Genomic DNA, 24,815 nt, shown 5'->3' on the forward strand with positions numbered 1-24,815 from the left:
TGTGATTTGATTGCATAGTCAATATTATTACAGGCAACCACTTACACTCCACGCACTTCACTTTTTTCGACGTAGGTCGCGCCATGCTGTACGTCAAACACGCGCTCGGCGGCATCGGCCGCTCGGTGAGCAGCACTGCCCGGATTGCCTTTGCGCAGGCCGGCGGCGCGGCGCGTTGGCGCAAGGCGGCGCTCTACGCAGGCATGTTCCTGCTGCCCGGCGGCTCGGTCGCGGTCGTGCTGATGCTGTGGGCCGACCGTCGTCGCGCACGCAGCGGCGCGGCTTCAAAGCCTGCTTCAAAGGCCGCCGCCGCCAGCGCGAAAAGCGAGGCCGCACCGGCTTCGGCAACCGGCCGTCTGCTCTGCGCGGCAGGCTGCCGTAACGACGCGTAATCTGCACCTCACACGCCGTAACACATCCGTCCCTGTTCCCGGCTTAACCTTACAGATTGCGCGCGACGCGCGGCCTGTGCGCTACCATGGCCGCACCGCTCGAACGTCGCGCGCGCCGTGTGCCTGCGCCCGTTCCGCCTGATCCACCGCGCTGCGGCCACGTCGCCATAACGATTACACCGTTCATCGCCGCGCGCGCCTGCACGCCAGCCGCATCGACAGGAATTTCTTGCATGTCCCGCCGTATCGATCGTCACGCCTCTCATGCCGCCCGCGACGCCACGTTCGCGGCTCATCTGCACAGTGCGCGCCGCACGCCGAAGCTCGCGCTGCTGGGCGCGGCGGCGGCGCTCGCGTTTGCCCTGAGCGGCTGCGCGGTCGGGCCTGACTATCACCGGCCGGACAGCGCCGTGCCCGCGGCCTACAAGGAAGCGCCGGAGGGCTGGAAGGTCGCGCAACCTGCCGACGCCGCCGATCGCGGCCCGTGGTGGCTGATCTACGATGACGCGCAGCTCAACGGCCTGATGGATCAGCTCAACGCGAACAACCAGACCGTCGCGCAGTACGCCGCCGCATATCGCCAGGCGCGGGCGCTGGTCGGCGAGGCGCGCGCCGCATACTTTCCGGTCGTGAGCGCCTCGTTCGCGGGCACGCGTTCGCGCACGCCCACGCGCGTCTCGAACGCGAGCGGCAGCTTCCCGAGCGGCACCATCACGAACAACGTCAATCTGGGCCTCGACGCCACCTGGGAACCCGACCTCTGGGGCAAGGTGAGCCGCACGGTCAGCTCGGAAGAGGCGAGCCAACAGGGCGCGGCCGCCGACCTCGCGAACGCACGCCTGTCCGCGCAGGCCACGCTCGCGCAGACGTACTTCACGCTGCGCGCGCTCGACGCGCAGCAAAAGCTGCTCGACGATACCGTCGCGGCGTACGAGAAGTCGCTGAAGCTCACGCAGAACCAGTACGCGCAGGGCGTAGCGGGGCGCGCCGACGTGATCCAGGCGCAGACGCAGCTGCAATCCGCGCAGGCGTCGGCCATCGACAACGGCGTGGCGCGCGCGCAGGACGAGCACGCGATCGCCGTGCTGGTTGGCCAGCCGGCCTCGTCGTTCTCGATTCCGGTATCGCCGCTCACGGCCACGCCGCCGGTCGTGCCGGTCACCATGCCGTCGGCGCTGCTGGAGCGGCGTCCCGACATCGCCTCGGCCGAGCGCAAGGCGGCCTCGGCCAACGAGCAGATCGGCGTGGCGATCGCGGCGTTTTTCCCGACGCTCACGCTTTCGGCGAGCGGCGGCTTCGAAAGCTCGGTGTTCTCGCAACTGCTGCAAATGCCGTCGCGCTTCTGGACGCTCGGACCGTCGCTCGCGGCCACGGTGTTCGACGCGGGCCTGCGCCGCGCGCAGACCGAAGCGGCGCGCGCCGCCTACGACCAGCAGGTGGCCACCTACCGGCAAACTGTGCTGGCCGCGTTCCAGGACGTCGAGGACAACCTCGCTTCGCAGCGCATCCTCGCGCAGGAAATCGTCGTGCAGCAGCAGGCGGTGGATTCGGCGGTGCATGCGCAGGCCATCGTCACGAACGAGTACAAGGCGGGCACGGTCGATTACGTCAACGTGCTGACCGCGCAGACCACGGCGTTCACCGCGCAGCAGAAGCTCGCGAGCCTCGCGGGGCAGCGCATGGTGTCGTCGGTGGGACTCGTGAAGGCGCTCGGCGGCGGCTGGGACGCCACGCAGATGGATCGCGAGACCGGCAGCGTCAGCGCGCCCGCAGCGGTGCCGGCGTCGGGCGCGGCGGCGGCGGCTTCTGCCTCCGCTTCCGCCTCCGCCTCACCGCAGCAAACCGCCACCGAAGCGGCCACGCAGGGCGCCGCGAGCACGCGGGCGCAGTAACGTCATCAAGCGCGCTACAACGAGAAACGGCGGCCTGAGCCGCCGTTTTTTCTTGTGCGCGAGGTTTAGCGCATGAAGTTCAGCGCCACCGTGCCGGGCCCGACCGGCCGTCCCAGCAGATTCAGCAGACCGGCGAGATTCTCGCGCTGATCGGGCGTCGCGCTCGCGGTGCCGTTGAACATCGACGCGTTGCGCGAGAAGGTGCCGTGGCCGTCGAGCAGCAGCGGCCCTTTCTGCGTCTTCAGATCGAGCGTCGACGACGCGCCCTGCGCCTGCAACACCGCCTCATACGACCCCAGCGGCTTGACCAGCGAGACGCGCGAACTCATGTCGCCGAGCGTGACCGTGAGCCGCCCGAAGGCGTCGGTGCCGAACACGCGCCACGGCGTCCAGGCGAGCCGCACGTTGCCGTCGAGATCGAGCGTGTTGAACGGCGCGCCGAGACCGGCGAGCAGCGAGGCCGGCACCGCGATCGCGCCCGCGGTGATGTTCGCGCCGCGCAGCGTCGCTTCCACGTCGACGGGGTCGGGCATCGCCTCCGTCTGACGCATCTGCAGACGCACGCGGCCCGTGAGCAGTGCCCAGAACGAGGCGCGCCATTCGATCCGGCCGGGCAGCAGCGTCGCGCCCTGCACGTCGTGGCCGGCCGCGAGCATCAGCGTGGCGGAACCGTGCCACAGCGAACCTTGCGGATCGACGAGATTGACATGGCCCTGAGTCGCGCGCGCGAACTGCGGCGCGATCCACGCCGCGGGCAGGCGCACGAGCAGCACGACGGCCACCGAAACGAGGGCGACGAACAGCCAGGGCAGCGCGGCGCGCGCGCGTCGCATCCAGTAAGACATGAAGCGGTTCTCCCGGCCGTGCTCAGTGTGCGTTCGCGCTTTGCAGCGACGCGGTCAGATCGACCTGGCCGTCGGTCTTGAGCGTCGTGATGTGCGCCTCGACCACCTGCACCTTGAACTGTTTGCGCACGTCGTCGAGCCAGGCCGACCACGCGGGAAACGACGCGTTCTTCAACTGCACCTGCACCGACGAACCGATGATCTGCACCTGCGCGCCCGGCATGCCGTGATCGGACAGCGACGCGGTCAGCGCGTCCTTGAGCGCCTGACCACCCGGCGCGACGCTCGCCGCCGCGCCCGCGAGCGAGCGCGCTTCGTCAGCCTGCGCGGTCATCAGCGCAAGCTGACGCTGCATCGCGGGCAGGTTGGCGCGCAGCCTCGCGCGGCCGTCGGCGGCCGGCGCCCACAGCACCGAATAGCCGATCGCCACGGCCAGCAGTGCGCCGCCCCATGTGAGCATGGTCTTCTCGCGCACCGTGCGCGCGTCCCAGAAATTGCTCCACTGCTCCTGCAGCATGTCGGCCCAAGCGCCGCCCACAGCCGATGTCTTCACGATGCGCTCCTGATGGTCCACTTGCCGCTGCTGCTGTCCTGCGTGCCCGAGAGACCGTTGCGCGCGAGGCGTTTGTTCAGATCGGCGTCGATGTTCACGCCGGGTTTGAAGGTCACGTCGAGACGCCGGTCGTGATAGTCGAGCGCCGCGATGCCGTTGACCGGCACGGGGCCGAGCGAACGCGCGAGGCCGTCGGCGAGCGCGAGGAAATCGTCGGGCGACGGCTCACCCGCCGCCACGCGCAGTTGCGAGAGCTGACGCGCCATCTGGCCCGCCGGGTCCAGCACCACGGTCGTCTTGGGAAACGCGTTGAGCAGCAGCTCGGTCATCTGCGCGTTCATGGCGTCCTGCTGGCGCGAGAGCATCAGCCACTGCACATTCGCACCGACGATCGCCACCACCAGCGCCGCCGCCGCCAGCGCGATCGGCACGCGCAGACGGCGCAGCGTCGCGCGGTCGAGACGCCACGGCTGCGCGGCGAACTCGAACTGGCACAGATCGAACTTGCAGGCGAGCGCGCGCTTGGCGAGTGTCTCGAAGGCGAGCGGCTGCGCGCCGGGGAAAACAGCCAGCGCCGCGGCCTTGCTGGCCGCGCTCGCGGGCTCGCCGGGCAAACCGGTCAGCACATAGCGCGTCACGGGCGCGTCGCCGGCCAGCGCCGAAACGGTGGCCGCGAGGCTCCCAGCCGGCACCGCGAAGCCCTCGGCCGCCGCGCCGCGCACGATCGCGAGTTCGAGCAGGCCGCTCGCGCCCATGGCCGCGGACACCGGCAGCGCCGCATCGGGCAGCAGCGTAGGCGCGGTGGACATCACCGGGCCGAATACGCAGGCCGTCACCGGGACGATCTCGGGCGCGGCAGCGGCAGCGGCAGTGGCAGCGGGAGCGGCTGAAGCGGCTGCTTCCTTGACGCTTTCAGCAGTCTCAGCCGCCTCGGCCGTCGCGACTTCCGCCACGACGCTCTGCGCCACGGGCAGGCAGCGCGCCACCGGCACCGCACGCACGTTGCGATGGCCCGCGCCCGTGAAGCCTTCGACGAGGAAGCGGAACCAGCCGCGATCGATCGCGGCCACAGTCTGCCGGCCGTCGGGCTGACGCGCGGGATCGAGCGCCAGATGGCAGGTCTGCGCGTCCTGGATCAGATGATCCTCGACGACGTTCGGCAACGCCTGGCGCAGCCGCGGCCCCTTGAGCGGCGGCACGGTGGCGGAGACGGTCAGCAGGTCGCGCGCGGCGATCAGCAGCACGGTGGCCGTCGCTTTCGGCAACAGACCGAGCGCCGAGCGGCCCGCGCGCTGCGTGTTGCCCGCCTTGTCGAGCAGCAGGAACGGCAGTTCCGGCAACTGCCATTCCTGCGAGTGAACCGCCGGATCGCGCGGCGGCATCAGGACGATCAGCGTGCTCAAACGCACCTCTTTTCGATGTTGGACTGGTACGGTTTCATGGTTCGTCGCGCACGCGCACGATGCGCGTCGTATGGGTCAGCGTATCGCGCCAGACGAGCGTGGTCCGGTCCACCACGGCGCGTTCGTGCTGCACGCGCCCATGAACCAGAAAATAGCTCGAATTGACGTCGCAGAGCGAGGTATCGATGCCTGTTTGCGGGACACCGGAGCCCTCCAGCGCGAGCTGCACGTCGCTGAGATTGCGGAAAAACACGGTCTGCCGGCGCGCCACGAAGGCCTGCGCGCTCGACAGGCTCATGCCTTGAACAGTCGCGGCCACGACTTCGGCGGGCGCGGTGTTCATGTTCACGGGCGTGGTGGTCGGCAGGATCGTCACGAACGGACGCAGCCGCGCGACGATGTCGGGCGTGAAGCCCGGCACGTCCTGCAGCGCGTCGACGCTCGTCATCACGATCGGCGCGTTGCCGCTGTTGCCGTCCGATTCCGAGAGGCCGGGATTGTTGGTGAAATTGCTGCCGCCGCCACCGCCGCCCACTTGCTGCGTGGACGTGGTGCTGCCCGGCGTCGAACTGGTCTGAAAGCGCGTGACCGAATAGTTCAGGCCCGAGCGCAGATAGACGGCGGCGTTCTTGGCGAGCTGGCCGTCGATGCCGAGCAGTTGCAGCAGCCGCGCGAACACCTGGATCTGCGTGAGATTGAGCTGCAGCGCGCCCGGCGCCGGCGACGACACGAGGTTGCGCAGATTGAAGCGCGCCTGCGCATCTTCGATCGAGCCCGACACCCACGTGTCCTGGCCCTGTTCGGAGCGCACGTCGCCGATCTGGCCGAGGAAGTCGGAGAGCCGCGTCTTCGCGACCGGCATGCCCCACGCGCCGCCGAGATAGGTCACGCCCGCCGAGGTGTCGGCTTCGGAGCGCAGCACGAGGCGCGTCCAGTCGAGCGCGCCGCGCGAGATCCACTGCGCCTGCGCGAGCAGCCGTTGGTTCTCGATGCGCCGCAATTGCACCTGCTGCCGCCACAGCATGCCCGAGACGAGGATCGCCGACAGCGCCACCACGAGCAGCGCGCTGATGATCGCCGCGCCGCGCTGTTTGCGGCGAAGCCGCAACGAAGATAACGAAGACAACGCAGGCGAAGAACGAGGAGAACGAAGAGAACGAAAGCGGCGCACGTTCATTCTCCGATCACGAAAACGCGCGTCACGGGCCGCGCGAGGGAGCGCGAGCCGATGCTCACCTGCAGCCCCGTGACCGCGCGCGGCACGGGTGCGTTGCCGAGCTGCGGCACCTTCACGTTGTTGTTGTTCGCGTTGAGCTGGCCGCGCACGTCGCCCATGTTCGTCGTCCAGCCGACCTTCGGCACGTAGAGGCGCGCGTCGATCGACCCGACGCCCTGCATCATCGGCAGGGCGCTCCACGCGTCCGATTCGCCGCCGCGCTGCGCGCGCCGCAGCGCGCCCACGGTCGCCAGCGGCGGCGACGCATAGCGCACCACGCGGCCGTTCGACACGCGATAGCGCACGACCTGCAAACGCGGCGCCGCGCCGGGCGGCACCGCGAAGGCGCGCACGATCTGCAGGGCGCCGCCGTCGACCGAGACGGCCGGACCGCCCGCTTCGTCGTCGCTGGCGGCCATGCGCACGTCGATGCGCATCTGGTCGAAGGTCTGCGCGAACACGCGCTCCTCGGCCATCGACTGGCTGACGATGTTGCGCCCGCGCACGATCTGGTCGAGCCCGCGCCACGCGAGGATCGCGACCACGGCGAGGATCGCGATGGCGACCAGCAGTTCGATCAGCGTGAAGCCGCCGGCGCGGCGCGACGCGCGATCACAGCGACCGGTTCGTTTCATTGCCGATCACCGTGACGAGTTGCGCGAGATTGCCGGCGCGGCCCGGCGTCGTCACCGACACCTCCACGCGGCGGAATACGGGATTGGGCGTGGACGCCACGCGCTGCGTGCACATGAGCGTCAGATTGCCCTGCGAGCAGTCGAAACTGCGCTGGCCGACATCGGGCCAGACATGCGCGAGATGCAGCTGCGCGAGCGCGTTGTCGGCGCTCCAGCCGGCCAGCAGGCGATCGTGCAGATCGGCTTCGCTGGCGGCGAGGCTGCCGACCGCGCGCAACGACGCCGCGAGCGCAATGGCGACGATCGCAAGCGCGACCAGCACTTCGATCATCGTGAAGCCGCGCGCGGCGCGCGACGCACGCGAGCGCGGCGAGGAACAGCCGGAGTGAGCGGGGCGGCGCATCTCAGCGCACCTCGAAGCGGCCGGTGCCCGTGCCGACGATGGTCGCGCGGCCCACGGCCGAAAACAGCGTGATCTGCACGGGTTGATCGACGGCTTCGGTGCCGAACACGAGACGGCTCGCCTGCGAGTCGTCGTCGCCCGGATAGTTGATCGCCACGCCCGTCACGCCGCCTTCCCAGCGGCGCGGGCCGAGCAGATCGTCACGCAGCGGACGCCAGCCGTCCTCGGTGCGCACGTCGAAGCGAAAACCGCCCGAGAGCGGCTGCCACGCGATGGGCTGCGCGCGCACCTGCGCCTCGTCGCCCGCCGATTCGAGCAGCAGCGCGACGCGTTGCGCTTCCTCGTTGAGATCGGTGCGCGGATTGCGCGTGAGCGAAATCGACGCGAGCGAGATCAGCAAGCCCGCGATCATCAGCACGACGAGCATTTCCAGCAGCGTGAAGCCCGCCGCGCGCGCACGCGGCGACATGCGCGACGGCATGCCGGACGACGCACGAAGCGGCGCGCGGACACAGCGGCGGGAAGGGCTTGAGCTCATGGGGCTGGAGAAAGACGGGCTGGAAAAAGCGGGCTGGATGAGACAGGATTCGCGTAGTCGAAGGAGCCGCCGACGCGCCACGCATGCCTGAAAAAAGGGCGCGTGGCGCGGCGACGCTTACTGCCAGGAGCCGACGTCGGCGTCGTTACCTTCGCCGCCGGGCTTGCCGTCGGCGCCGTAACTGAACACGTCGATTTCGCCGTGCACGCCCGGATTCAGGTACTGGTACGGATTGCCCCACGGATCGTTGGGCAGGCGCTCGAGGTAGCCGCCGTCCTTCCAGTTGTTCGGCACCGGGTCGGTGGTGGGCTTCTGGATCAGCGATTGCAAACCCTGGTCCTGCGTCGGATAGCGGCCGTTGTCGAGGCGATAGAGCTTCATCGCCTGCATGATCGTGCCGATGTCCTGCTTCGCCGCCACACGGCGCGCCTCGTCGGGACGGCTCATGATCTTCGGCACGATCAGCGCGGCCAGAATGCCGAGGATCGCGATCACGACCATGATTTCGATCAGCGTGAAACCGCGCTGGCGGCGCCCCTCGAGTTGTGCACGGCCGAGCTGCATCCGTTTTTGGGCCCACATGGACATGACTTCTTTCCCTCCTCGCTAAAAATCGTCGCGGCGCACAGCGTGCGCCACATTCCGTCCTGCGCGCGAACACGACGTTCGCGCCACTGTGACGGGTCATTGTAATGTCACACGATGACGCCTTCGCGACCTGATTCCGGCGTCCCTTTCGGCACCTTTCGAGCCGCGCGTGCCCGGCGTGACCGAGGAGCGCCTCAGGTTGCGGGAACGGCCCTCGCGGTGCCATCAAAACGCCCACAATACTCCGTACAATGGTGCGCATGAACCCACTGCAAATCCGCCTCCTGTCACTCGCCGCCTTCGCGGCTTTTTGCGCCACGGCTGCGTGGTGGACGCTCGAAATCGCCACCACGCGCGCCACGCCCGTGCAGGCCGCGGCGGCGCAGGCGCCGGTGTCGCTCGATCAGGCCGGCACGCTGTTCGGCGGCAAGCTCGACCGCAGCGCCGTGCAGGACATTCACCTGTTCGGCATCCTCGCACTGCAACAGGGCGCGGCGGCCATCCTGAGCATCGGCGGCGAACCGGCCAAGGCCGTCTCGCTCGGCGGTCCGATCGGCCAGGACACGAAGCTCGCCGAAGTGCGCGCGCGCTCGATCATCATCGACCGCCACGGCGTGCGCTCGGAAGTCGCGCTGCCCGCCAACGCCGCCGGTCCCACCATCTACGTGCGCTGAGGCGCATCCCGAAGGCGGACGCCGCGGCGTCGCGCCTTCGTTATGTGGCGCGCGTTCGTCTCGTCCGCTACTGCACCAGATTATTCAACTCGATGATCGGCAGCATCACCGCGAGCACGATCACCAGCACCACGCCGCCCATCGCCAGAATCAGCAGCGGCTCCAGCAGACTCGTCAGGAACATCGTGCGGCGTTCGAGTTCGCGCGCTTCGCCTTCGGCCGCGCGGTCGAGCATCGTCGTGACGTCGCCGGTCGCTTCGCCCGAGCGGATCAGATGCACCAGCACCGGCGGAAACGTCTTCGTATTGCCGAGTGCGCGTGACAGCGACGTACCTTCGCGCACGCGCACGATGGCTTCGTCGATGTTGTTGCGCATCGCCTTGTTCGAAAGCGTTTCGCCCGCCGCCTGCAACGCGCGCAGGATCGGCACGCCCGCCGCGCTCAGAATTCCCAGCGTGCTCGCGAAGCGCACGGTGTTGTAGCCGCGCACGAGCTTGCCGGCGAGCGGCGCCGTCAGCATCCAGCGGTCGAAGGCGAGGCGCGGACCGGGACGCCTGAGCGTGGCGCGCACGATCCACGCGACGATCAGCACCGCGATCAGCACCGCCCACCACCACTGACGCACGAAACCCGACAGCGCCATCATCACGATGGTCAGAAACGGTAGTTGCTGCTTCGTGCTCGCGAACACGTTCACGACTTGCGGCACCACATAACTCAACAGAAACGTGACGATGCCGAACGCGATGATCGTCACGATCGTCGGGTACGTGAACGCCAGCACGATCTTCTGTTTGAGCGCGTTGCGCTGCTCGATGTAATCGGCCAGACGCGAAAGCACGATGCCGAGTTTGCCGGTGTGTTCACCCGCTGCGACAAGCGCGCGATAGATATCCGGAAAGTCGCGCGGATGCTGCGTGAGCGCGTTCGCGAGCGAGTGGCCGCCGAGCACTTCGGCACGGATCGCGGCCATCAGTTCGCGGATGTAATCGCGTTCGGCCTGTTCCGTGAGCACCGCAAGCGCTTCGCCGAGCGGCAGACCGGCAATCAGCAGGCTCGCGAGCTGCCGCGTGAGAATGGCCTGCTCGCGCTGCGAGAGCTTGCGTCCGAGCGCGAGACGCTGCTGGCGCGCGCCGCGCGTACGCGTGGCCGCCGGTTCGACGACGAGCGGCGTGAGTCCCTGGCCGCGCAATTGCGCACGCGCACTGCGGGCGCTGTCGGCATCGAGTACGCCTTTTTGCGCCTTGCCCGCGGCGTCGATCGCTTCAAAGCGAAATGCTGGCATGTTGCTGATCGCCTCCGCTTAAGCGCCGCCGGTCACGCGCAGCACTTCTTCGAGCGACGTGCGGCCCGCATCGAGCCAGCGTTCGCCGTCCTCGCGCAACGTGCGCATGCCCTGTTCGCGGCCCGCGCTGAAGATCTCCGCGTCGGCGGCGTTGCGGTGAATCAGGTTGCGGATCGGTTCGTCGATCAGCAGCAGTTCGTAGACGCCGCGTCGGCCGGAATAGCCCGATTGTCCGCAGCGCTCGCAGCCGACCGGATGCCAGCGCTTGCGGCCGTCGTCCTCGACGCGCTCTTCTTTGCAGTGCGGGCAAAGCTGACGCACGAGCCGCTGCGCCAGAACGCCGAGCAGCGACGAAGCGAGCAGATACGGCTCGACGCCCATGTCGGTCAGACGCGTCACGGCCGATGCCGCGTCGTTGGTGTGCAGCGTCGCGAGCACGAGGTGGCCCGTGAGCGAAGCCTGCACGGCAATTTGCGCCGTTTCCAGATCGCGGATTTCACCGATCATGATGATGTCCGGATCCTGACGCAGAATCGAGCGCAACGCGCGCGCGAATGTCATGCCGATACGCTCGTTCACCTGCGTCTGACCGATGCCCGAGAGGTCGTACTCGATCGGGTCTTCCACGGTCATGATGTTGGTCGTGGCCGTTTCGAGCCGCGACATCGACGCATAAAGCGTGGTCGTTTTACCGGAGCCTGTCGGCCCCGTGACCAGCACGATGCCGTGCGGTTTCGCGATCAACTGGTCGAACTTGCCGAGCGTGTCCGCGGCCATGCCGAGCGCTTCGAGATTCAGGCGCTGCGCGTCTTTTTCGAGCAGACGCAGCACGGCGCGTTCGCCGTGACCGGTGGGCAAGGTCGACACGCGCACGTCGACCGGACGCCCGCCCACGCGCAGCGTGATGCGGCCGTCCTGCGGCAGACGTTTTTCGGCGATGTCGAGCTGCGCCATGATCTTGATACGCGAGATCAGCGCGCCGTGCAGGGCCTTTTTCGGACGCACGACGTCGCGCAGCGTGCCGTCGACGCGAAAGCGCACCACCGAGGCATTTTCGAACGGCTCGATGTGAATATCGGACGCCTGCTCGCGCGCCGCCTGGGTGAGCAGCGCGTTGATCATGCGGATGATCGGCGCGTCGTCTTCGGATTCGAGCAGGTCTTCCACCTCGGGAATGTCCTGCATGAGACGCGAAAGATCGACTTCGCCTTCGACTTCGCCCACAACCTGCGCGGCGCTGCCGTCCTGGCGCGCATACGCCTGATTGATCGCCAGCGCGAGTTCGTCGGCCGGCAAGCGGACCAGCGAAAACGCGCCGAAATTGCGCGCGACTTCGGCGATCGCCGCGCCCGACGTGCGCTCGCTGATCCACACTTCGAGGCCGTCCGCGCGCTGCTGCGCGACGAGCAGTTGCCCGCTCCTGGCAAAGCTGTACGGCACGAGACGCGCGGCGAGCGGCGAGGGCGCTTCGCGCGCGGCCGTGGTCGCCGAAGCCGGTTGAGGCGTATCCGGCATGCTCAAGGCTGCACCTGCTGCGGGCTGGTGAGCGGCTGTTGCTGCTGCTGCACCGGCGCGGTCTGCACCGGCACCGTTTGAACCGGGATCGTCTGGACCGGCACGGCGGGCTGCATCTGCGTGGCGCTCGCGGGCTGCGCGCCCTGGATCGTGCGCACTGCCTGTTCGCGACGCATCTTGTCGAGATCGAACAGATTGAGCGCCGAACCGCCTTCGGCCGGGCCCACCGGCATCGGCGGCACGACCGGATCGTCGTTATCCTTGATCAGGTTGTTGTCGGACTTGTACGCGCCCGTCACGCCCTGGATGTAGTCGTAGCGATTCGACGTGACCGCCTGCGCCGTATTGCGATCGCTGATGATCACCGGACGCAGGAACACCATCAGATTGGTCTTCGCGCGCGTCTTGTTTTCCGAACGGAACAGTTGGCCGATCCACGGAATGTCGCCGAGCAGCGGCACCTTGCTGTTGCTGACCTGGTAGTTGTCCTGCATCAGGCCGCCGAGCACGATGATCTCGCCGTTGTCGGCCAGCACGGTCGACTGGATCGAACGCTTCGTGAATTCCGGACCGGCCGGATTCGTCGAGGCGTTGGTCGTGCCGTTCACGATCGCCGAATCTTCCGTGTAAAGCTGCAGCTTCAGGATGCCGCCTTCGGTGATCTGCGGCTTGATGTGCAGCGTGAGACCCACGTCGACGCGATCGTAGGTATTGAACGCCGAACTCGTCGAGCCGCTCGTGAGGTTCGAATACGAACCCGTCTGGATCGGCACGTTGGTGCCGACCACGATCTTCGCTTCCTGGTTGTCGAGCGTGATGAGATTCGGCGTGGAGAGCACGTTCGCGTCGCTCGTCTGGGAGAGCGCCTGCAGCAGCGCGCCCAGACCCTGCACGCCGAACAGGTTGTGCACCCAGCCCACGTTCAGACCTTGCTGGAGCGCACCCAGCGAGCTCACGAGGCCGCCGCCCGTCACGGCGTCCGCCGTGAGGTTGATGATGCTGTTGCTGGTGCTGCCGGCGGCCAGATTGGTGCCGGCCAGCACGTTGCCGCTGCCGATCTGCCACTGGATGCCCAGGTTGGCGTTGGTGTTCGAGTTCAGCTCGACGATCAGCGCTTCGATATAGACCTGCGCGCGGCGGGCGTCGAGCTGGTCGATCACGGCGCGCAGGTTGCGATACACCGCGTCCGGCGCCGTGATGATGAGCGAGTTGGTCGCGGCGTCGGCCTGGATCATGCCGCCGCCCGAATTGTCGTCGCCCTTGTCCTTGCTGTTGTCGCCGAGGAAGTCGTTGTTATTGCCCGACGACGAACCGCCCGACATCGGATTGCTCGACGCGCTGTTGCCGCCGCCCAGCGAACTCGGCAGCGGCGGCGTGCCTGACATGCCGGTCGAGCCGCTGCCATTGCTGCCCGAGCCGCTGCTGTTGCCGTTCTGGTTGAACGAATTCGCACCGCTGCCCGACGACGACGAATCGTTGCCGCCCTTGCCCAGCATGCCGCGCAGCGTCTTCGCGAGCGTCACCGCGTCGGCGTTGCGCAGCGAGACGACGTGCATGTTGCCCGGCATGCTCGTGGGCGCGTCGAGCTGCTGCGCGAGCTGCTTCGCCGCGGCGAGGCGCTGCGCATTCGAGGCGCGCAGCATGATCGAATTGGTGCGCGCGTCGGCGAGCACCGTGACCTTGAGCGTGGGATCGGAACCGCCGATCGCGCCCGGATCGAGCATCTTTTGCAGCGTCGGCGCGATGTCGATGGCGTTGGCGTTGCGCAGCGGCACCACCTGCACCTGCTGACCGGCGGCGGTGTCCACACCGGCGATGATCGCAGCGATGCGGCGCACGTTGTCGGCGTAATCGGTCACGACGAGCGCGTTGTTGCCCGGATAGGCCGCGATGGTGTTGTTCGGCGAAATGAGCGGGCGCAGCACCGGCAGCAGGTTGTTCGCCGACTCGTTGCGGAGCTGGAAAACCTGCGTGATGACCTGGTCGCCGCGCGCGCCGGGCGTGTTGCCCACGAAAGTAGGCACGCCTTGCAGCTTGGCGTCGGCTTCGGGCACGACCTTCAGCACGCCATGATCCTGCACGAGCGCGAAGCCCTGCATGCGCAGCGCCGATTGCAGCGTCTTGAGCGCCTGATCCTCGGGAACGGCGTTCTCGGAAACGAGATTGAGCTGCCCCTTCACGCGGGGATCGACGATGATCGTTTTGCCCGTGGCCGCCCCGATCGCCTTGGCGACCTGGTCGATGTCGGCATTGACGAAGTTGAGCGTGACCTGGGCATGCGCGAGCTGCGCCGAAATGAGCCCGCTCACGAGCAGCGCCGTGGCGAGGCGACGCAAAGCCATACGATTTCTTCTCATGGATGTCATATCGAAGCCGGCAGCGGACGCCGCCGGCTAGTCGTGCTTATCGTGCTCAACGTGTGCATCGTGCCCGAACGGTCGGCCCGCGGTCGGCCCGCGCGTGGCGATTGCCGTATACGCGAAAGCCGCAGACCCCTTCGATCGACCCGCCTCGAACTGCCGACGCTCCTCCCCCCGGCAACCGATGCACACCAAAAGGAGAAACAGTAGCAGCTTTTCGTGTCGAATTTGTCACAAAGAAAGGCGGTCCGGGGATTTCTTCTAAAGAAGCAGCGATTTGAAGGATTTTGTAAGGATCGGGCAATCGCACGGTCGACAAATCGTGTTGAGCCGGGACGCATAGCCCGTCCGGCTGGCTTGACGCGTCATCGACTGCCGGTATGATACGGGCGGTCCGCAAGCTCGAAAATGAGCCAAAGACACGGGTTTTCCCCAGATTCGCCTGCGATTTTTTCCTCGCCACCGAGGAAACTTCGGCTAGCATGCCGTCTCCGGCCCTCGCTCAGCATCAGAATGAAAAAGGTTGCGTCCGCTACGATCTCCGCTCTTGCGCTCGCGCTGGCCTGCGCCAGCACGGGCGCGCGCGCCGATTGTTTCGACGAGGCGGCGCGCTACCAGAAGGTGAATCCGCTGATCCTGCGCGCGATCGCGTGGCAGGAATCGCACAACACACCCGAAGCACTGCACAGGAATGCGAACGGATCGGTCGATTACGGCGTCATGCAGATCAACTCGATCCATTTGCCGGCGCTCGCGCAATACGGCATTTCGCAGAGCACGCTAATGGAGCCGTGCAAGAACGTCTACATCGCGGCCTGGCATCTGCGCCAGAAGATGAACAAGTACGGCAATACCTGGGCCGCCGTGGGCGCGTACCACTCGGAAACGCCCACGCTGCGCGACCAGTATGCGCAGCAGATCGCCGCCATCCTGCGCAAGTGGAAGCTGATGCAATAACGGAACGCCGTTCGGGCGCGGACTGAGCGGCTCATCCGGCCCCGTCATCGCTTCCGTTGCCGTATTCAACTCCGCGCCCACGCCTGCAGCGCCCCTCGCGCGCATGGTGCACAATTGAGCCTTGCGCCGCGCCGCCGCGCGCGGCCCGCTTCTTCCCGTCTTCTCTTACTGCTCACTGCGATGAACCAGCCGCCACTGCCCGTCACCGTGCTCTCCGGGTTTCTGGGCGCGGGCAAAACCACGCTGCTCAACCACGTCCTCGCCAACCGCGCCGGACTGCGCGTAGCCGTGATCGTCAACGATCTGGCCGCCGTCAACATCGACGCCGCGCTGGTGCGCGACGCTTCCGCGCTCGCACACGTCGAGGAACGGCTCGTCGAGCTGTCGAACGGCTGCATCTGCTGCACGCTGCGCGACGACCTGCTCACCGAAGTCCGCCGTCTCGCCGATCCAGCGCGCGCGGGCCAGCGCTTCGACGCCATCCTGATCGAATCGACGGGCGTGGCCGAACCGCTGCCGGTCGCGGAAAGCTTCGCGTTCGCCGACGAAGAAGGCCACGCGCTGGCCGATTTCGCGCGCCTCGACACGCTCGTCACGGTCGTCGACGCCTTCAATTTTTTGCGCGACTACGCGAGCGCCGACCCGCTCGCCGAGCGCGGCCTGACGGTGGGCGAGGGCGACGACCGCACGATCGTCGAACTGCTGATCGAGCAGGTGGAGTTCTGCGACGTGCTGGTGCTGAACAAGGCCGATCTCGTGAGCGCCGAAGATCTCGCGCATCTGCAGCAGATTCTCAAGCAGATCAATCCGCGCGCCGTGCAGGTGGTGAGCCGCTTCGGTGACGTGCCGCTCGACATCGTGCTGAACACGGGTCGCTTCGATTTCGACGACGCGGCGAGCGCGCCGGGCTGGCAGGCGTCGTTGCGCGAGCATCGCCACGCGCACGACCACGATCATGCTCACGACCACGACCACGATCACGGCGCATGCGGCGACCCCGACTGCCAGCACGCGCACCACGAGCAGAGCGGCGCTTACGGCATCGGCAGCTTCGTGTATCGCGCCCGCCGGCCGTTTCATCCGGCGCGGCTGTGGGCGCTGCTGAATCAGGAATGGCCGGGCGTGCTGCGCTCGAAGGGCTTCTTCTGGCTCGCCACGCGCAACGACATCACCGGCTCGCTTTCGCAGGCGGGCGGCGTGTGCCGACACGGCCCGGCGGGCACGTGGTGGGCGGCGCTGCCGCGCGACGAATGGCCGGAAGACGCCGGCCTCGAAGCGGAAATCGCCGCCGACTGGTACGGCGACGCCAACGACACGACCATCGGCGACCGTCGCCAGGAACTGGTGCTGATCGGCGTGAATCTCGACCACGCCACGTGGCAGACGAAGCTCGACGCCTGCCTGCTGACCGACGAGGAATACGCGGGCGGCCCGAACGCCTGGCAAGCCTTCGACGACCCGTTCCCGGAATGGGATTTCGACGACGACGAACACGATCACGACCACGAAGACGAGATCGTTCATCGCCATTGAGCGCGCTGTAAAAGCGCTCGATTCACCGCGTCGATGACGAAAAAACGGCGCCGCGTCGATATCCATTCGACGCGGCGCCGTTGTCTTTTTCAGGCGAAAAAAAACCCGCCAGGGGCGGGTGTCAACTTAAAGCGGTAATGCCTTAACGCTTGTTGACGGCGTCCTTGAACGCCTTGCCAGCCGTGAACTTGACGGTCTTGGCAGCCGGAATCTTGATGGTTTCGCCCGTCTTCGGGTTACGACCGGTGCGCGCAGCGCGCTTGCCCGAGCCGAAGCTGCCGAAGCCGATCAGTTGAACTGCGTCGCCTTTCGACACAGCCTTCTTGACCACTTCGAGGAGCGTGTCCAGCGTTTCGCCGGTTTGTGCCTTGCTAGCGCCCGTCTGTGCTGCGACGGCGTCGATCAGTTCCTGTTTATTCATTGAGAAGTTCCTTTCTGTGTTTAGGTTGACACGAACAGCGCGAACGCGCCGATTATACGGTCGCGTGCCGCGCCGTCGAGCAGCGACGGACCCGGAGCACCCCGGGGATTTGCGTGCGGTGGCAAGCGTATGGCTCGACCCGCGACGTCCGTGCTGCCGCTTCCCTGGGCGGCGCTTGCTATGATAGCGCAGCGCAAACCCAATAACGACAAGGGTTTCGTAGATTTCGAGGGGTAAGCGCGGGTTTTTTCGCATCGCCGTGCGCTTTTGATGCGCGCAGCACGGCGAACACCCCGCGCGAACGCGTTTTTGCTGCACACCGCGTTGCGCCGAGCCAACGGTTTTTGCCCGCAAACCCAGCGTGGGCGGGCGTTTGCCCCGCTTCACATGCAACGTCGCGCGCGCCTTCATACGCAGCGCCGCCCCGGCCGACACCTCCCGATCGTTACGATTGCCCTCGCAGCCAGCCTTCGCGTAAGTCATGACCGCCACCCTGATTCCCGCCACGCTCGCCTTTCGCGACGACGGCACGCCGTTCTCGCCGCGTTTCGACGACGTCTATCACAGCCCGCAAGGCGCGCTCGAACAATCCGAATACGTGTTTTTACGCGGCAACCGGCTGCCCGAACGCTGGCAAAGCCAGCGCGTGTTCACCGTACTGGAAACGGGCTTCGGACTCGGCGTGAACTTCCTCGCGACCTGGGCCGCCTGGCGCGCCGATCCCGCACGTTGCGAGCGCCTGCATTTCGTTTCGACGGAAATGCACCCGTTTTCGCGCGACGATCTGCGCGCCGCGCTGGCCGTCGTGATGGAACGCACGGCACGCGCGGACCTCACGGCGCTCGCCCGGCAACTCGCCGACGCCTGGCCGATGCTCATGCCCGGCACGCATCGGCTCGAATTCGAAGGCGGCCGCGTGACGCTCACGCTCGCGTTCGGCGATGCGCTCGAAACGCTGCCCAAACTGTGGTTACGCGCCGACGCGATCTATCTCGACGGTTTCGCGCCCGCGAAAAATCCCGAACTCTGGTCACTGCCCATCTTCAAGGCGCTCGCGCGCGTGGCGGGCGAAGACTGCACGATCGCCACCTGGAGCAGCGCGGGCGACGTCAAACGCGCGCTGGAGCAAAGCGGTTTCGAATACCGCCGGGAAGCGGGATTCGCAGGCAAATGGACGATGCTGACGGGCCGCTTCGCGCCGCGCTGGCGCGTGCGTCGACACGAACCGCCGCTGCCCGTCACGGTCGGCGAACGTCATGCGGTGGTGATCGGCGCGGGCCTCGCGGGCAGCGCGCTCGTCGAACGGCTCGCCGCGCGCGGCTGGCGCGTCACGCTGATCGAGCGGCATGCCGAACCTGCGCGCGAAGCGTCGGGCAATCCCGCCGGCGTGTTCCATCCGCTCATTTCGCGCGACGACAGCAGCGCCTCGCGCATCACGCGCGCGGGCTTTTTCTACGCGCTGCAACGCTGGGCCGCGCTCGACGCCGCGGGTCATGCGCCGACGCGCTCGCACACCGGCTTGGTGCATCTGGCCACCGACGACGAAGCGCAAGCCGTGGCCGCGGCGCTCGAATCGTTTGGTTATCCCGATCAATTCGTGCGCGGCGTTTCGCAAGCCGAAGCCGAAGCGATCGCCGGCACGCCGCTCGCGCAGGGCGGCTGGTTTTATCCGCTGGGCGGCGCAATCGATCCGGCTTCGCTGTGCCGCGCGCAGATCGCCGCCGCGCGCGCGCTGCCGGGCGCGCAGATCGACGTGCGTTATGGCGTGTCCGTCGGGCGCATCGAGCGGGATGACGACGGGGGTCTCTGGCGCATCTACGACGATGCCGATGCGCTCGTTACGCAGGCAGGCGTCGTCGTGTTCGCCAATGCGCACGACGCCTCGCGCGCCGCCGCGCTCGACTTCGCACCGACGCGCCCAGTGCGCGGCCAGCTCACGCTGCTCGACGCCAGCCCGCTCGCGTCCCTGCGCGTGCCCGTGATCGGCGACGGTTATGCCGTGCCGCTGCCCGACGACGTGACGCTCATCGGCGCCACCTACGAAGTCGACGATACCGATACGGCGCTGCGCGCGGACGGCCACACGGAAAACATCGAGCGCGTCGCGCAGATGCTGCCCGCGCTCGACGCCTTGCGCGCCGCCGAGGCCACGAAACCCGGCACGTCGGCATCGGATGATCGAGCCTGGCGCGGCCGCGTCGCGCTGCGCTGCGTGACCAGCGACCGCCTGCCGATGATCGGCCAGCTCGGCGACGAATACGCCGCCCGCCACGACGCCCAACGTCTCTCGGGCGCCTGGCCGCTCGATCTGCCGCGCACGCCTGGGCTTTACGGCGCCTTCGCATTCGGTTCGCGCGGACTCGTCTGGGCGGCGCTCGGTGCGGAACTGATCGCGTCGCAGATCGAAGGCGAACCCTGGCCGATCGAGCGCGAACTGGCCGAGCACCTCGATCCGGCACGCTTTCTTCAGCGCGCCTTGCGTCAGCGCGCGCTCTGATCGACGCCAACACAGCGCGCGTGCTCACTGCTTAGGCGACCAATACAGTTATTCACGCCAGCCTGTGGATAAGCGCGCGGATTGTGGGTAAGTTCCGCAGGGACACGATGTGGACGTAAACGGGGTAACTCGGCGACTTTTTCGCGACCCCAAAAAGTTGTTCTTTGTTGCCGGTCGTCGCCGCACAAGCTGTGCATCCGGTTGTGCGGACGCCAAGCCAATGATTCACATAGGTATACAGGGGTTATCCACAGGAAAATGCCCCCTTTGTTAACTTCTACTACGTATACATACGGTAAACCGTAAACCCGAGGCTAGCTCCATCGCCATCGGACGAGCCGGACGCCTGCGGCGCTTGCGCGCCGTCTGGGCCGTTCCGGCCGCGACGGTCATTTTTTCCTTATCGTCGTGAAAGCTCGGCGATTACGGACGCAATTACCGCCTTCGTGATCCTTTGCCGCCAGGCGGGGACAATTGCAAAAAAGCTATGGCACAATCGCCGTTCATTTCCGCGTTACACGCCGCGCAAGACGGCCGACGCTTTCCACGGAACGGATGCCGCCCCGCCTGAATCTGAGTTCAGGCAGGCCCGCAGCGTCCGGTCCATCCAACGCGGGCGCTGACTTCCACACGAATGCGCCCGTACCGGCTGTTCGCCGCGCAAGCGGCACCGGTGCTGAGTTTCCCGTCGCCGTTCGTCGTCCCTGGCCGCTGCCTCCTCTGGTTGCGCGCCTGCGCGCCCCGTGCAGGAGTCGGTGCCGCCGGGCATGATGGCGTGGGCGCGGCGCTCGCCCGCAATGCGTCGCGCATGGCTGCCGCCGGGCCATGCGAGGTGCGGCACGCGGCTTGCCTGTCTGCCTGGCCGCACGCGCCAGTCGCAGTCGCGCCCTGTGCAGCATCGAGCGGATGCGTTGATGCATCTCGACGTCGGACAGCCGGTTTGTCTTCTGCCAAAGGAGAAGCCTCCACGATGAAGTCGGCGTTTTCGTTCTTTCCCGACTGGCCCTTGCAGCCAGACGGCATTTTCTGGGCAGGCCTCGCGCTGCTCGCTGCCGGGCTGTTCGGCGAACTCTGCTATCGCGCCTGGCGGCTCCCGCGCATTTCGGGCTACGCGATCATTGGCCTGATCGCGGGCGCGGCGGGTTTTGGCGTCATCGACGTCGATACGGCCATGGCCGCGCGGCCGCTGCTCGATGTCGCGCTCGGTCTGCTGCTGTTCGAACTCGGCAGCCGTCTCGACCTGCGCTGGATCCGCCGCAATCCCTGGATCATTCTGTCGAGTCTCGCCGAAGCCTCGCTCACGTTCGTGCTCGTGCTCGTCGTGCTGCTGTTTCTTTCGGTGCCGGCGATGGTGGCGATCGTGGTAGCGTCGATCGCCATGGCGACGTCGCCCGCAATGGTGATCCAGCTGAAAACCGAACTGCGCGCCGAAGGCCAGGTCACGCAGCGTCTGCTCACGCTCACGGCGCTCAACAGCATGTATGCCGTGGTGGTCGAAAAGCTTGCGTCGAGCTGGCTGCATCAGGAGATCTACGGCAACGTGTTCGCCACGATCATCCAGCCGCTGTATCTGCTGATCGGCTCGATCGTGGTCGCGTATGTGCTCGCGCGCGCCTGCACGTTGTTCTATCGACGCCTGAGTCCGCAGGACGAGCATTCGTTCGTCGCGCTGTTCGGCCTCGTGCTGCTCGCGATCGCGGTCGCGCATCTGCTCAAGCTCTCGACGATCCTGAGCCTGCTGGCCGCCGGCATCATCGTGAAGAATCTCGAAGTGCGGCCGCAATTGTGGCCGCAGCATTTCGGCACGGCCGGATGGCTGCTCACCGTGATTCTGTTCGTGCTGACGATGACCACCTTCGAGTGGCACGACATTCTCGTGGGCGGCGCGGCCGCGGCCGGGCTGATCGTCGCGCGCTTCGTCGGCAAAATGATCGGTGTGCTGATCTTTGCGCGGCCGAGCGGACTCGAATGGAAGCAGGGGGTGGCGCTCGGCGTGGCGCTGACGCCGATGTCGGCGCTCGCGCTGCTGCTGGTCGAGGACACCTACGATCTGTATCCGTCGTTCGATCCGCGCCTGCGCGCGATCATGATGTGCGCAATCGTCGTGCTGCAACTGGTCGGGCCGTGGCTCGTCTATCGCGCGCTCGCGCTCGTCGGCGAACGCGGCGAAGAATGATTCGAGCGGCGTGGTCGCCGCGCGCGCCGGATTTCAAACGTCTGAACGATCCGGAGCGCCGGCTCGCCGCCGCACCGTAACACCGCCCGCCGCGCGCGCCTCGCCAGTCGAGACGCGCAGCGCGGCGTGGCCGAAAGAGGGGACGTCATGTCACTGGAAACTTTTGTCGATTCGAAGCCGTTCACCTTCGGCATCGAACTCGAAATGCAGATCGTCAACACGCACGATTACGATCTGACCAAGGCGGGCAGCGATCTCATGCGCCTCATCAAGGATCAGGAGATTCCGGGCAATATCACGCCCGAAATCACCGAAAGCATGATCGAGCTGTCGACCGGCATCTGCACGTCGCACGAGCAGGCGGTCGCCGATCTGCGCCGCATCCGCGACGTGCTCGTCACGGCCGCCGACCGGCTGAACGTCGGCCTGTGCGGCGGCGGCACGCACGCGTTCCAGCAATGGAGCGATCGCCGCATCGTCGATACGCCGCGCTTTCAATACCTTTCGGAGCTCTACGGATATCTGGCGAAGCAGTTCACGGTGTTCGGCCAGCACGTGCACATCGGCTGCCCGGACGCGGACAGCGCGCTGTTCCTGCTGCATTCGCTGTCGCGCTACATCCCGCATTTCATTGCGCTGTCGGCTTCGTCGCCGTACGTGCAGGGCGTCGATACCGGATTTCACTCGGCACGCCTGAATTCCGTGTTCGCGTTTCCGCTGTCGGGCCGCGCGCCGTTCGTGCTGAGCTGGGAGGAGTTCAAGGAGTACTTCTCGAAGATGGTGCACACGGGCGTCGTCAACAGCATGAAAGACTTCTACTGGGACATCCGCCCGAAGCCCGGTTTCGGCACGATCGAGGTGCGCGTGATGGACACGCCGCTGTCGGTCGAGCGCGCGGCCGCGATTGCCTGCTACATCCAGACGCTCGCGCGCCATCTGCTGACCGACCGGCCGATCCAGCCGCTCGAGGACGATTACCTCGTCTACACGTTCAACCGTTTCCAGGCATGCCGTTTCGGTCTGGGCGGCACCTGCGTCGATCCGCAGACGGGCGAGCGCCGCACCATCTCCGAGGACATCCTCGCGACGCTGGAGACCATCGCGCCGCACGGCGAGGCACTGGGCTCGATGCGCGCGCTGACCGAAATCGGCACCATCGCGCGGGCGCAGACCAATGACGCGACCTGGCTGCGCGGTGTGGTCGCCGAAGAGAAGTCCCTGCACGAAGCGGTGCGGCAGCAGTGTCTGCGCTGGCGAGCGTAAGCGACGCCGCACTCGCGCGAGACGTGTAAGCCGCGTGTTCAGCGTAAAAAAAGGGCAGCCCACGGGCTGCCCTTTTTGCTTTCTGGTCAGACATGGCGTGATTGCGCCGATATAGGGCGAATGCGCAGGCGGCGGCTTCTACCGTTCGGAACGCTCAATCGGCATGGCGTTAGACGCCGTAAAAATTTTTTTTGCTCGTTGCAAGATACCAGGGGGTTCTTACTTTTTTTTGATCTTTGCCGCTGAATGGCCGATAGTAGTTGACGTGTGAGGGCGCGGCCTGTGGGTAACGTGAAAAATGCCTGAAAACTCAACGGCCTGCGGAAAGGAAAAGTCGGGGAAAAGTCGGGGAAAACCTGACCGGGAGCGACGAATTCCACTGGCGCGCAGCCGCTAAATTCAGGTGAACCAGGCCTTGATTTCAGAGGTATTGCGCGTTATCAAGAATTCACCCACATAGTATTGGCGCAGTTACCAACGGGTTATCCACAATTCGCGTTGGATAAGTTAGCTGTGCGATTCGCCACTCTCGCATAGAATGTCGGTTTGCCGCGCTGGACCGGGGATACGAAGGATGCCTGGGAGAGCGATTGGTGAGAACGAATGACTGTGTGCGATGTGGCTTGGTCTGATTCCAGCGCATGCGAAGCAGGAAATTTTTGAGATGGTGTGCTCGATTCCTCGGGATCGAACGCAAAGTTCCCACAAGGCCGTCGGCATGATCGACGGCTGACGATGCAGCGCAAGCTGCCTATAACCAGCGAAAGACTATGAGCGAAGGCGTATACGGAGAGCAGGCAGCCGGGCGGGTGACCCATAGCCTGCTGCGACTTAGCACGGCTATGCGGAGCCAGGCGTGGGACTGGGCCGAAGGGGCAGGACTCACGCCGACCCAGGGCGAAATTCTCGTGCTGCTGATGCAGCGTAAAGGGCCGATGCGCCTCGGCGAGATCGCCCGTGAAACGGCGCTGACCGCAGCGACCACCAGCGATGCGGTGAGCACGCTCGAAACCAAGGGTCTCGTCGAAAAGCGCCGTGCGCTCGACGACGGCCGTGCACTCGCAGTGCGCTTGACCTCGCGTGGCCGTACGGCTGCGAAGAAGGCCGCGCAATGGCCTGATTTCCTCTCGAAGGCAGTCGGCGGCCTCAAGGCCGAAGAGCAGTCGGCGCTCTACCGCACGCTGCTGAAGACGGTCTATGTGCTCGAAGCCCAGGACACCATGCCGCAGCACCGCATGTGCCTCTCGTGCTCGCACTTCGAGCCGAGCAAGAACCCGAAGAAGACGCCGCATCACTGCACGGCACTGAACATCGACATGTCGGACACGGATCTGCGTCTCGATTGCTCGGTGTACGAACAGGCGGACGCGACGACCCAGAAGAAAAACTGGAAGATCTTCGCGGCTTGATGCCGGATGGCCGCCCGAGCGAGGGCGGCCCGTGGCGGGTGCGGGCTCGACCGTACCGGCCGCCTCGATTGCGGCGGCCGCACGGCGCGTCCGCGATCGGCGCCGGGCCTTCGGCCTCGCGCTTTTCTGCCTGTCCCCCTTCACCTTGTCACGCCGCGTGTGTACGCTTGTGCGTTCATGCGTGTGGTGCTGGCGTGTCCCGGCGTTCGCGCTGCGGAGACGCCGCGCGCCGCGCACCGGATTGTGTAGCTGACCCAGGG

21 protein-coding genes are annotated in these 24,815 nt (G+C 66.5%); 9 read left to right on the forward strand and 12 right to left on the reverse strand.

Going from position 1 to position 24,815, the window contains the following annotated elements:
• Positions 1–83: 83 nt before the first annotated feature.
• Both SB764_RS14170 and SB764_RS14175 read left to right on the forward strand, forming a co-directional pair.
• On the forward strand, positions 84–392 hold the full coding sequence (locus SB764_RS14170) for a hypothetical protein (protein WP_410863841.1): 309 nt from the start codon (positions 84–86) through the stop codon (positions 390–392).
• Between the two features lie 233 nt (positions 393–625).
• The gene (locus SB764_RS14175; RefSeq protein WP_176079523.1) at positions 626–2,284 is read left to right on the forward strand and encodes an efflux transporter outer membrane subunit; all 1,659 of its coding nucleotides are present in this window, start codon (positions 626–628) and stop codon (positions 2,282–2,284) included.
• A gap of 65 nt (positions 2,285–2,349) precedes the next feature.
• Here SB764_RS14175 and SB764_RS14180 read toward each other — a convergent pair whose 3' ends face one another.
• From SB764_RS14180 to gspG, 8 genes are all read right to left on the reverse strand, one after another.
• On the reverse strand, positions 2,350–3,129 hold the full coding sequence (locus SB764_RS14180; protein WP_065061794.1) for a type II secretion system protein N: 780 nt from the start codon (positions 3,127–3,129) through the stop codon (positions 2,350–2,352).
• Positions 3,130–3,151: 22 nt separating this feature from the next.
• On the reverse strand, positions 3,152–3,646 hold the full coding sequence (locus tag SB764_RS14185) for a type II secretion system protein M (protein WP_183713114.1): 495 nt from the start codon (positions 3,644–3,646) through the stop codon (positions 3,152–3,154).
• Between the two features lie 32 nt (positions 3,647–3,678).
• A complete protein-coding gene (gspL, locus tag SB764_RS14190; protein WP_410863844.1) occupies positions 3,679–5,085 on the reverse strand; it encodes a type II secretion system protein GspL in 1,407 nt (468 codons plus the stop codon).
• Between the two features lie 34 nt (positions 5,086–5,119).
• Positions 5,120–6,262 carry a type II secretion system minor pseudopilin GspK gene (gene gspK, locus SB764_RS14195; RefSeq protein ID WP_082992064.1) on the reverse strand — a complete coding sequence of 381 codons (1,143 nt, stop codon included), beginning with the start codon at positions 6,260–6,262 and terminating at the stop codon, positions 5,120–5,122.
• Complete coding sequence (locus SB764_RS14200; RefSeq protein ID WP_124262008.1) at positions 6,259–6,936, reverse strand: type II secretion system protein J; 678 nt, start codon at positions 6,934–6,936, stop codon at positions 6,259–6,261. Before SB764_RS14200 ends, gspK begins: the two co-directional genes overlap by 4 nt.
• Positions 6,914–7,339, reverse strand: coding sequence for a type II secretion system minor pseudopilin GspI (gspI, locus tag SB764_RS14205; protein ID WP_065061789.1), 426 nt, complete (start codon positions 7,337–7,339; stop codon positions 6,914–6,916). The genes SB764_RS14200 and gspI overlap by 23 nt, the downstream gene beginning before the upstream one ends.
• Position 7,340: 1 nt before the next feature.
• Positions 7,341–7,820: a GspH/FimT family pseudopilin gene (locus tag SB764_RS14210; protein ID WP_373681623.1), complete on the reverse strand. Its 480-nt coding sequence runs from the start codon at positions 7,818–7,820 to the stop codon at positions 7,341–7,343.
• A gap of 174 nt (positions 7,821–7,994) precedes the next feature.
• The gene (gspG, locus tag SB764_RS14215) at positions 7,995–8,441 is read right to left on the reverse strand and encodes a type II secretion system major pseudopilin GspG (RefSeq protein ID WP_124262028.1); all 447 of its coding nucleotides are present in this window, start codon (positions 8,439–8,441) and stop codon (positions 7,995–7,997) included.
• Between the two features lie 284 nt (positions 8,442–8,725).
• Between gspG and SB764_RS14220 the strand changes: the two genes are divergently transcribed.
• Positions 8,726–9,139: a general secretion pathway protein GspC gene (locus SB764_RS14220; RefSeq protein ID WP_065062261.1), complete on the forward strand. Its 414-nt coding sequence runs from the start codon at positions 8,726–8,728 to the stop codon at positions 9,137–9,139.
• Positions 9,140–9,206: 67 nt separating this feature from the next.
• On the opposite strand, the gene gspF is transcribed toward SB764_RS14220, so the two are convergent.
• The 3 genes from gspF to gspD are packed head-to-tail and all read right to left on the reverse strand — an operon-like array spanning position 9,207 to position 14,281.
• Positions 9,207–10,424 (reverse strand): type II secretion system inner membrane protein GspF, encoded by a 1,218-nt coding sequence (gene gspF / locus SB764_RS14225; protein WP_065061786.1) that lies wholly within the window; start codon positions 10,422–10,424, stop codon positions 9,207–9,209.
• 18 nt (positions 10,425–10,442) lie between these two features.
• On the reverse strand, positions 10,443–11,939 hold the full coding sequence (gene gspE / locus SB764_RS14230; RefSeq protein ID WP_065061785.1) for a type II secretion system ATPase GspE: 1,497 nt from the start codon (positions 11,937–11,939) through the stop codon (positions 10,443–10,445).
• Positions 11,940–11,941: 2 nt separating this feature from the next.
• Positions 11,942–14,281, reverse strand: coding sequence for a type II secretion system secretin GspD (gspD, locus tag SB764_RS14235; protein WP_410863847.1), 2,340 nt, complete (start codon positions 14,279–14,281; stop codon positions 11,942–11,944).
• A gap of 531 nt (positions 14,282–14,812) precedes the next feature.
• Here gspD and SB764_RS14240 point away from each other — a divergent pair.
• Together SB764_RS14240 and SB764_RS14245 are read left to right on the forward strand one after the other, a co-directional pair.
• The gene (locus SB764_RS14240; protein WP_065061783.1) at positions 14,813–15,256 is read left to right on the forward strand and encodes a lytic transglycosylase domain-containing protein; all 444 of its coding nucleotides are present in this window, start codon (positions 14,813–14,815) and stop codon (positions 15,254–15,256) included.
• A 180-nt stretch (positions 15,257–15,436) separates the two neighbouring features.
• A complete protein-coding gene (locus SB764_RS14245) occupies positions 15,437–16,789 on the forward strand; it encodes a GTP-binding protein (protein WP_321968809.1) in 1,353 nt (450 codons plus the stop codon).
• Between the two features lie 142 nt (positions 16,790–16,931).
• Here SB764_RS14245 and SB764_RS14250 read toward each other — a convergent pair whose 3' ends face one another.
• The gene (locus SB764_RS14250) at positions 16,932–17,210 is read right to left on the reverse strand and encodes an HU family DNA-binding protein (protein ID WP_027815965.1); all 279 of its coding nucleotides are present in this window, start codon (positions 17,208–17,210) and stop codon (positions 16,932–16,934) included.
• Between the two features lie 481 nt (positions 17,211–17,691).
• On the opposite strand from SB764_RS14250, the gene mnmC reads away from it, so the two are divergent.
• The 4 genes from mnmC to SB764_RS14270 all read left to right on the forward strand — a co-directional run bounded on the left by mnmC (position 17,692) and on the right by SB764_RS14270 (position 24,555).
• Positions 17,692–19,707, forward strand: coding sequence for a bifunctional tRNA (5-methylaminomethyl-2-thiouridine)(34)-methyltransferase MnmD/FAD-dependent 5-carboxymethylaminomethyl-2-thiouridine(34) oxidoreductase MnmC (gene mnmC, locus SB764_RS14255; protein WP_410863849.1), 2,016 nt, complete (start codon positions 17,692–17,694; stop codon positions 19,705–19,707).
• 970 nt (positions 19,708–20,677) lie between these two features.
• Complete coding sequence (locus SB764_RS14260) at positions 20,678–21,883, forward strand: cation:proton antiporter (RefSeq protein ID WP_065061780.1); 1,206 nt, start codon at positions 20,678–20,680, stop codon at positions 21,881–21,883.
• 147 nt (positions 21,884–22,030) lie between these two features.
• Complete coding sequence (locus SB764_RS14265; RefSeq protein WP_065061779.1) at positions 22,031–23,146, forward strand: YbdK family carboxylate-amine ligase; 1,116 nt, start codon at positions 22,031–22,033, stop codon at positions 23,144–23,146.
• Between the two features lie 770 nt (positions 23,147–23,916).
• Complete coding sequence (locus SB764_RS14270) at positions 23,917–24,555, forward strand: MarR family winged helix-turn-helix transcriptional regulator (protein WP_065061778.1); 639 nt, start codon at positions 23,917–23,919, stop codon at positions 24,553–24,555.
• The last annotated feature ends 260 nt before the right edge of the window (positions 24,556–24,815 follow it).

It is taken from the genome of Paraburkholderia sp. SIMBA_027 (assembly GCF_046535315.1).
Taxonomy (GTDB): Bacteria; Pseudomonadota; Gammaproteobacteria; order Burkholderiales; family Burkholderiaceae; genus Paraburkholderia; species Paraburkholderia tropica.

Coding starts and splice junctions, on each gene's coding strand:
- gspK (WP_082992064.1), bottom strand. CDS start 6,262: ATGAACGTGCGCCGCTTTCGTTCTCTTCGTTCTCCTCGTTCTTCGCCT.
- SB764_RS14200 (WP_124262008.1), bottom strand. CDS start 6,936: ATGAAACGAACCGGTCGCTGTGATCGCGCGTCGCGCCGCGCCGGCGGC.
- gspF (WP_065061786.1), bottom strand. CDS start 10,424: ATGCCAGCATTTCGCTTTGAAGCGATCGACGCCGCGGGCAAGGCGCAA.
- SB764_RS14260 (WP_065061780.1), top strand. CDS start 20,678: ATGAAGTCGGCGTTTTCGTTCTTTCCCGACTGGCCCTTGCAGCCAGAC.
- gspE (WP_065061785.1), bottom strand. CDS start 11,939: ATGCCGGATACGCCTCAACCGGCTTCGGCGACCACGGCCGCGCGCGAA.
- SB764_RS14220 (WP_065062261.1), top strand. CDS start 8,726: ATGAACCCACTGCAAATCCGCCTCCTGTCACTCGCCGCCTTCGCGGCT.
- SB764_RS14175 (WP_176079523.1), top strand. CDS start 626: ATGTCCCGCCGTATCGATCGTCACGCCTCTCATGCCGCCCGCGACGCC.
- gspG (WP_124262028.1), bottom strand. CDS start 8,441: ATGCAGCTCGGCCGTGCACAACTCGAGGGGCGCCGCCAGCGCGGTTTC.
- mnmC (WP_410863849.1), top strand. CDS start 17,692: ATGACCGCCACCCTGATTCCCGCCACGCTCGCCTTTCGCGACGACGGC.
- SB764_RS14210 (WP_373681623.1), bottom strand. CDS start 7,820: ATGCCGTCGCGCATGTCGCCGCGTGCGCGCGCGGCGGGCTTCACGCTG.
- SB764_RS14180 (WP_065061794.1), bottom strand. CDS start 3,129: ATGTCTTACTGGATGCGACGCGCGCGCGCCGCGCTGCCCTGGCTGTTC.
- SB764_RS14170 (WP_410863841.1), top strand. CDS start 84: ATGCTGTACGTCAAACACGCGCTCGGCGGCATCGGCCGCTCGGTGAGC.
- SB764_RS14250 (WP_027815965.1), bottom strand. CDS start 17,210: ATGAATAAACAGGAACTGATCGACGCCGTCGCAGCACAGACGGGCGCT.
- SB764_RS14265 (WP_065061779.1), top strand. CDS start 22,031: ATGTCACTGGAAACTTTTGTCGATTCGAAGCCGTTCACCTTCGGCATC.
- SB764_RS14240 (WP_065061783.1), top strand. CDS start 14,813: ATGAAAAAGGTTGCGTCCGCTACGATCTCCGCTCTTGCGCTCGCGCTG.
- gspD (WP_410863847.1), bottom strand. CDS start 14,281: ATGGCTTTGCGTCGCCTCGCCACGGCGCTGCTCGTGAGCGGGCTCATT.
- SB764_RS14270 (WP_065061778.1), top strand. CDS start 23,917: ATGAGCGAAGGCGTATACGGAGAGCAGGCAGCCGGGCGGGTGACCCAT.
- gspI (WP_065061789.1), bottom strand. CDS start 7,339: ATGCGCCGCCCCGCTCACTCCGGCTGTTCCTCGCCGCGCTCGCGTGCG.
- SB764_RS14245 (WP_321968809.1), top strand. CDS start 15,437: ATGAACCAGCCGCCACTGCCCGTCACCGTGCTCTCCGGGTTTCTGGGC.
- SB764_RS14185 (WP_183713114.1), bottom strand. CDS start 3,646: ATGCTGCAGGAGCAGTGGAGCAATTTCTGGGACGCGCGCACGGTGCGC.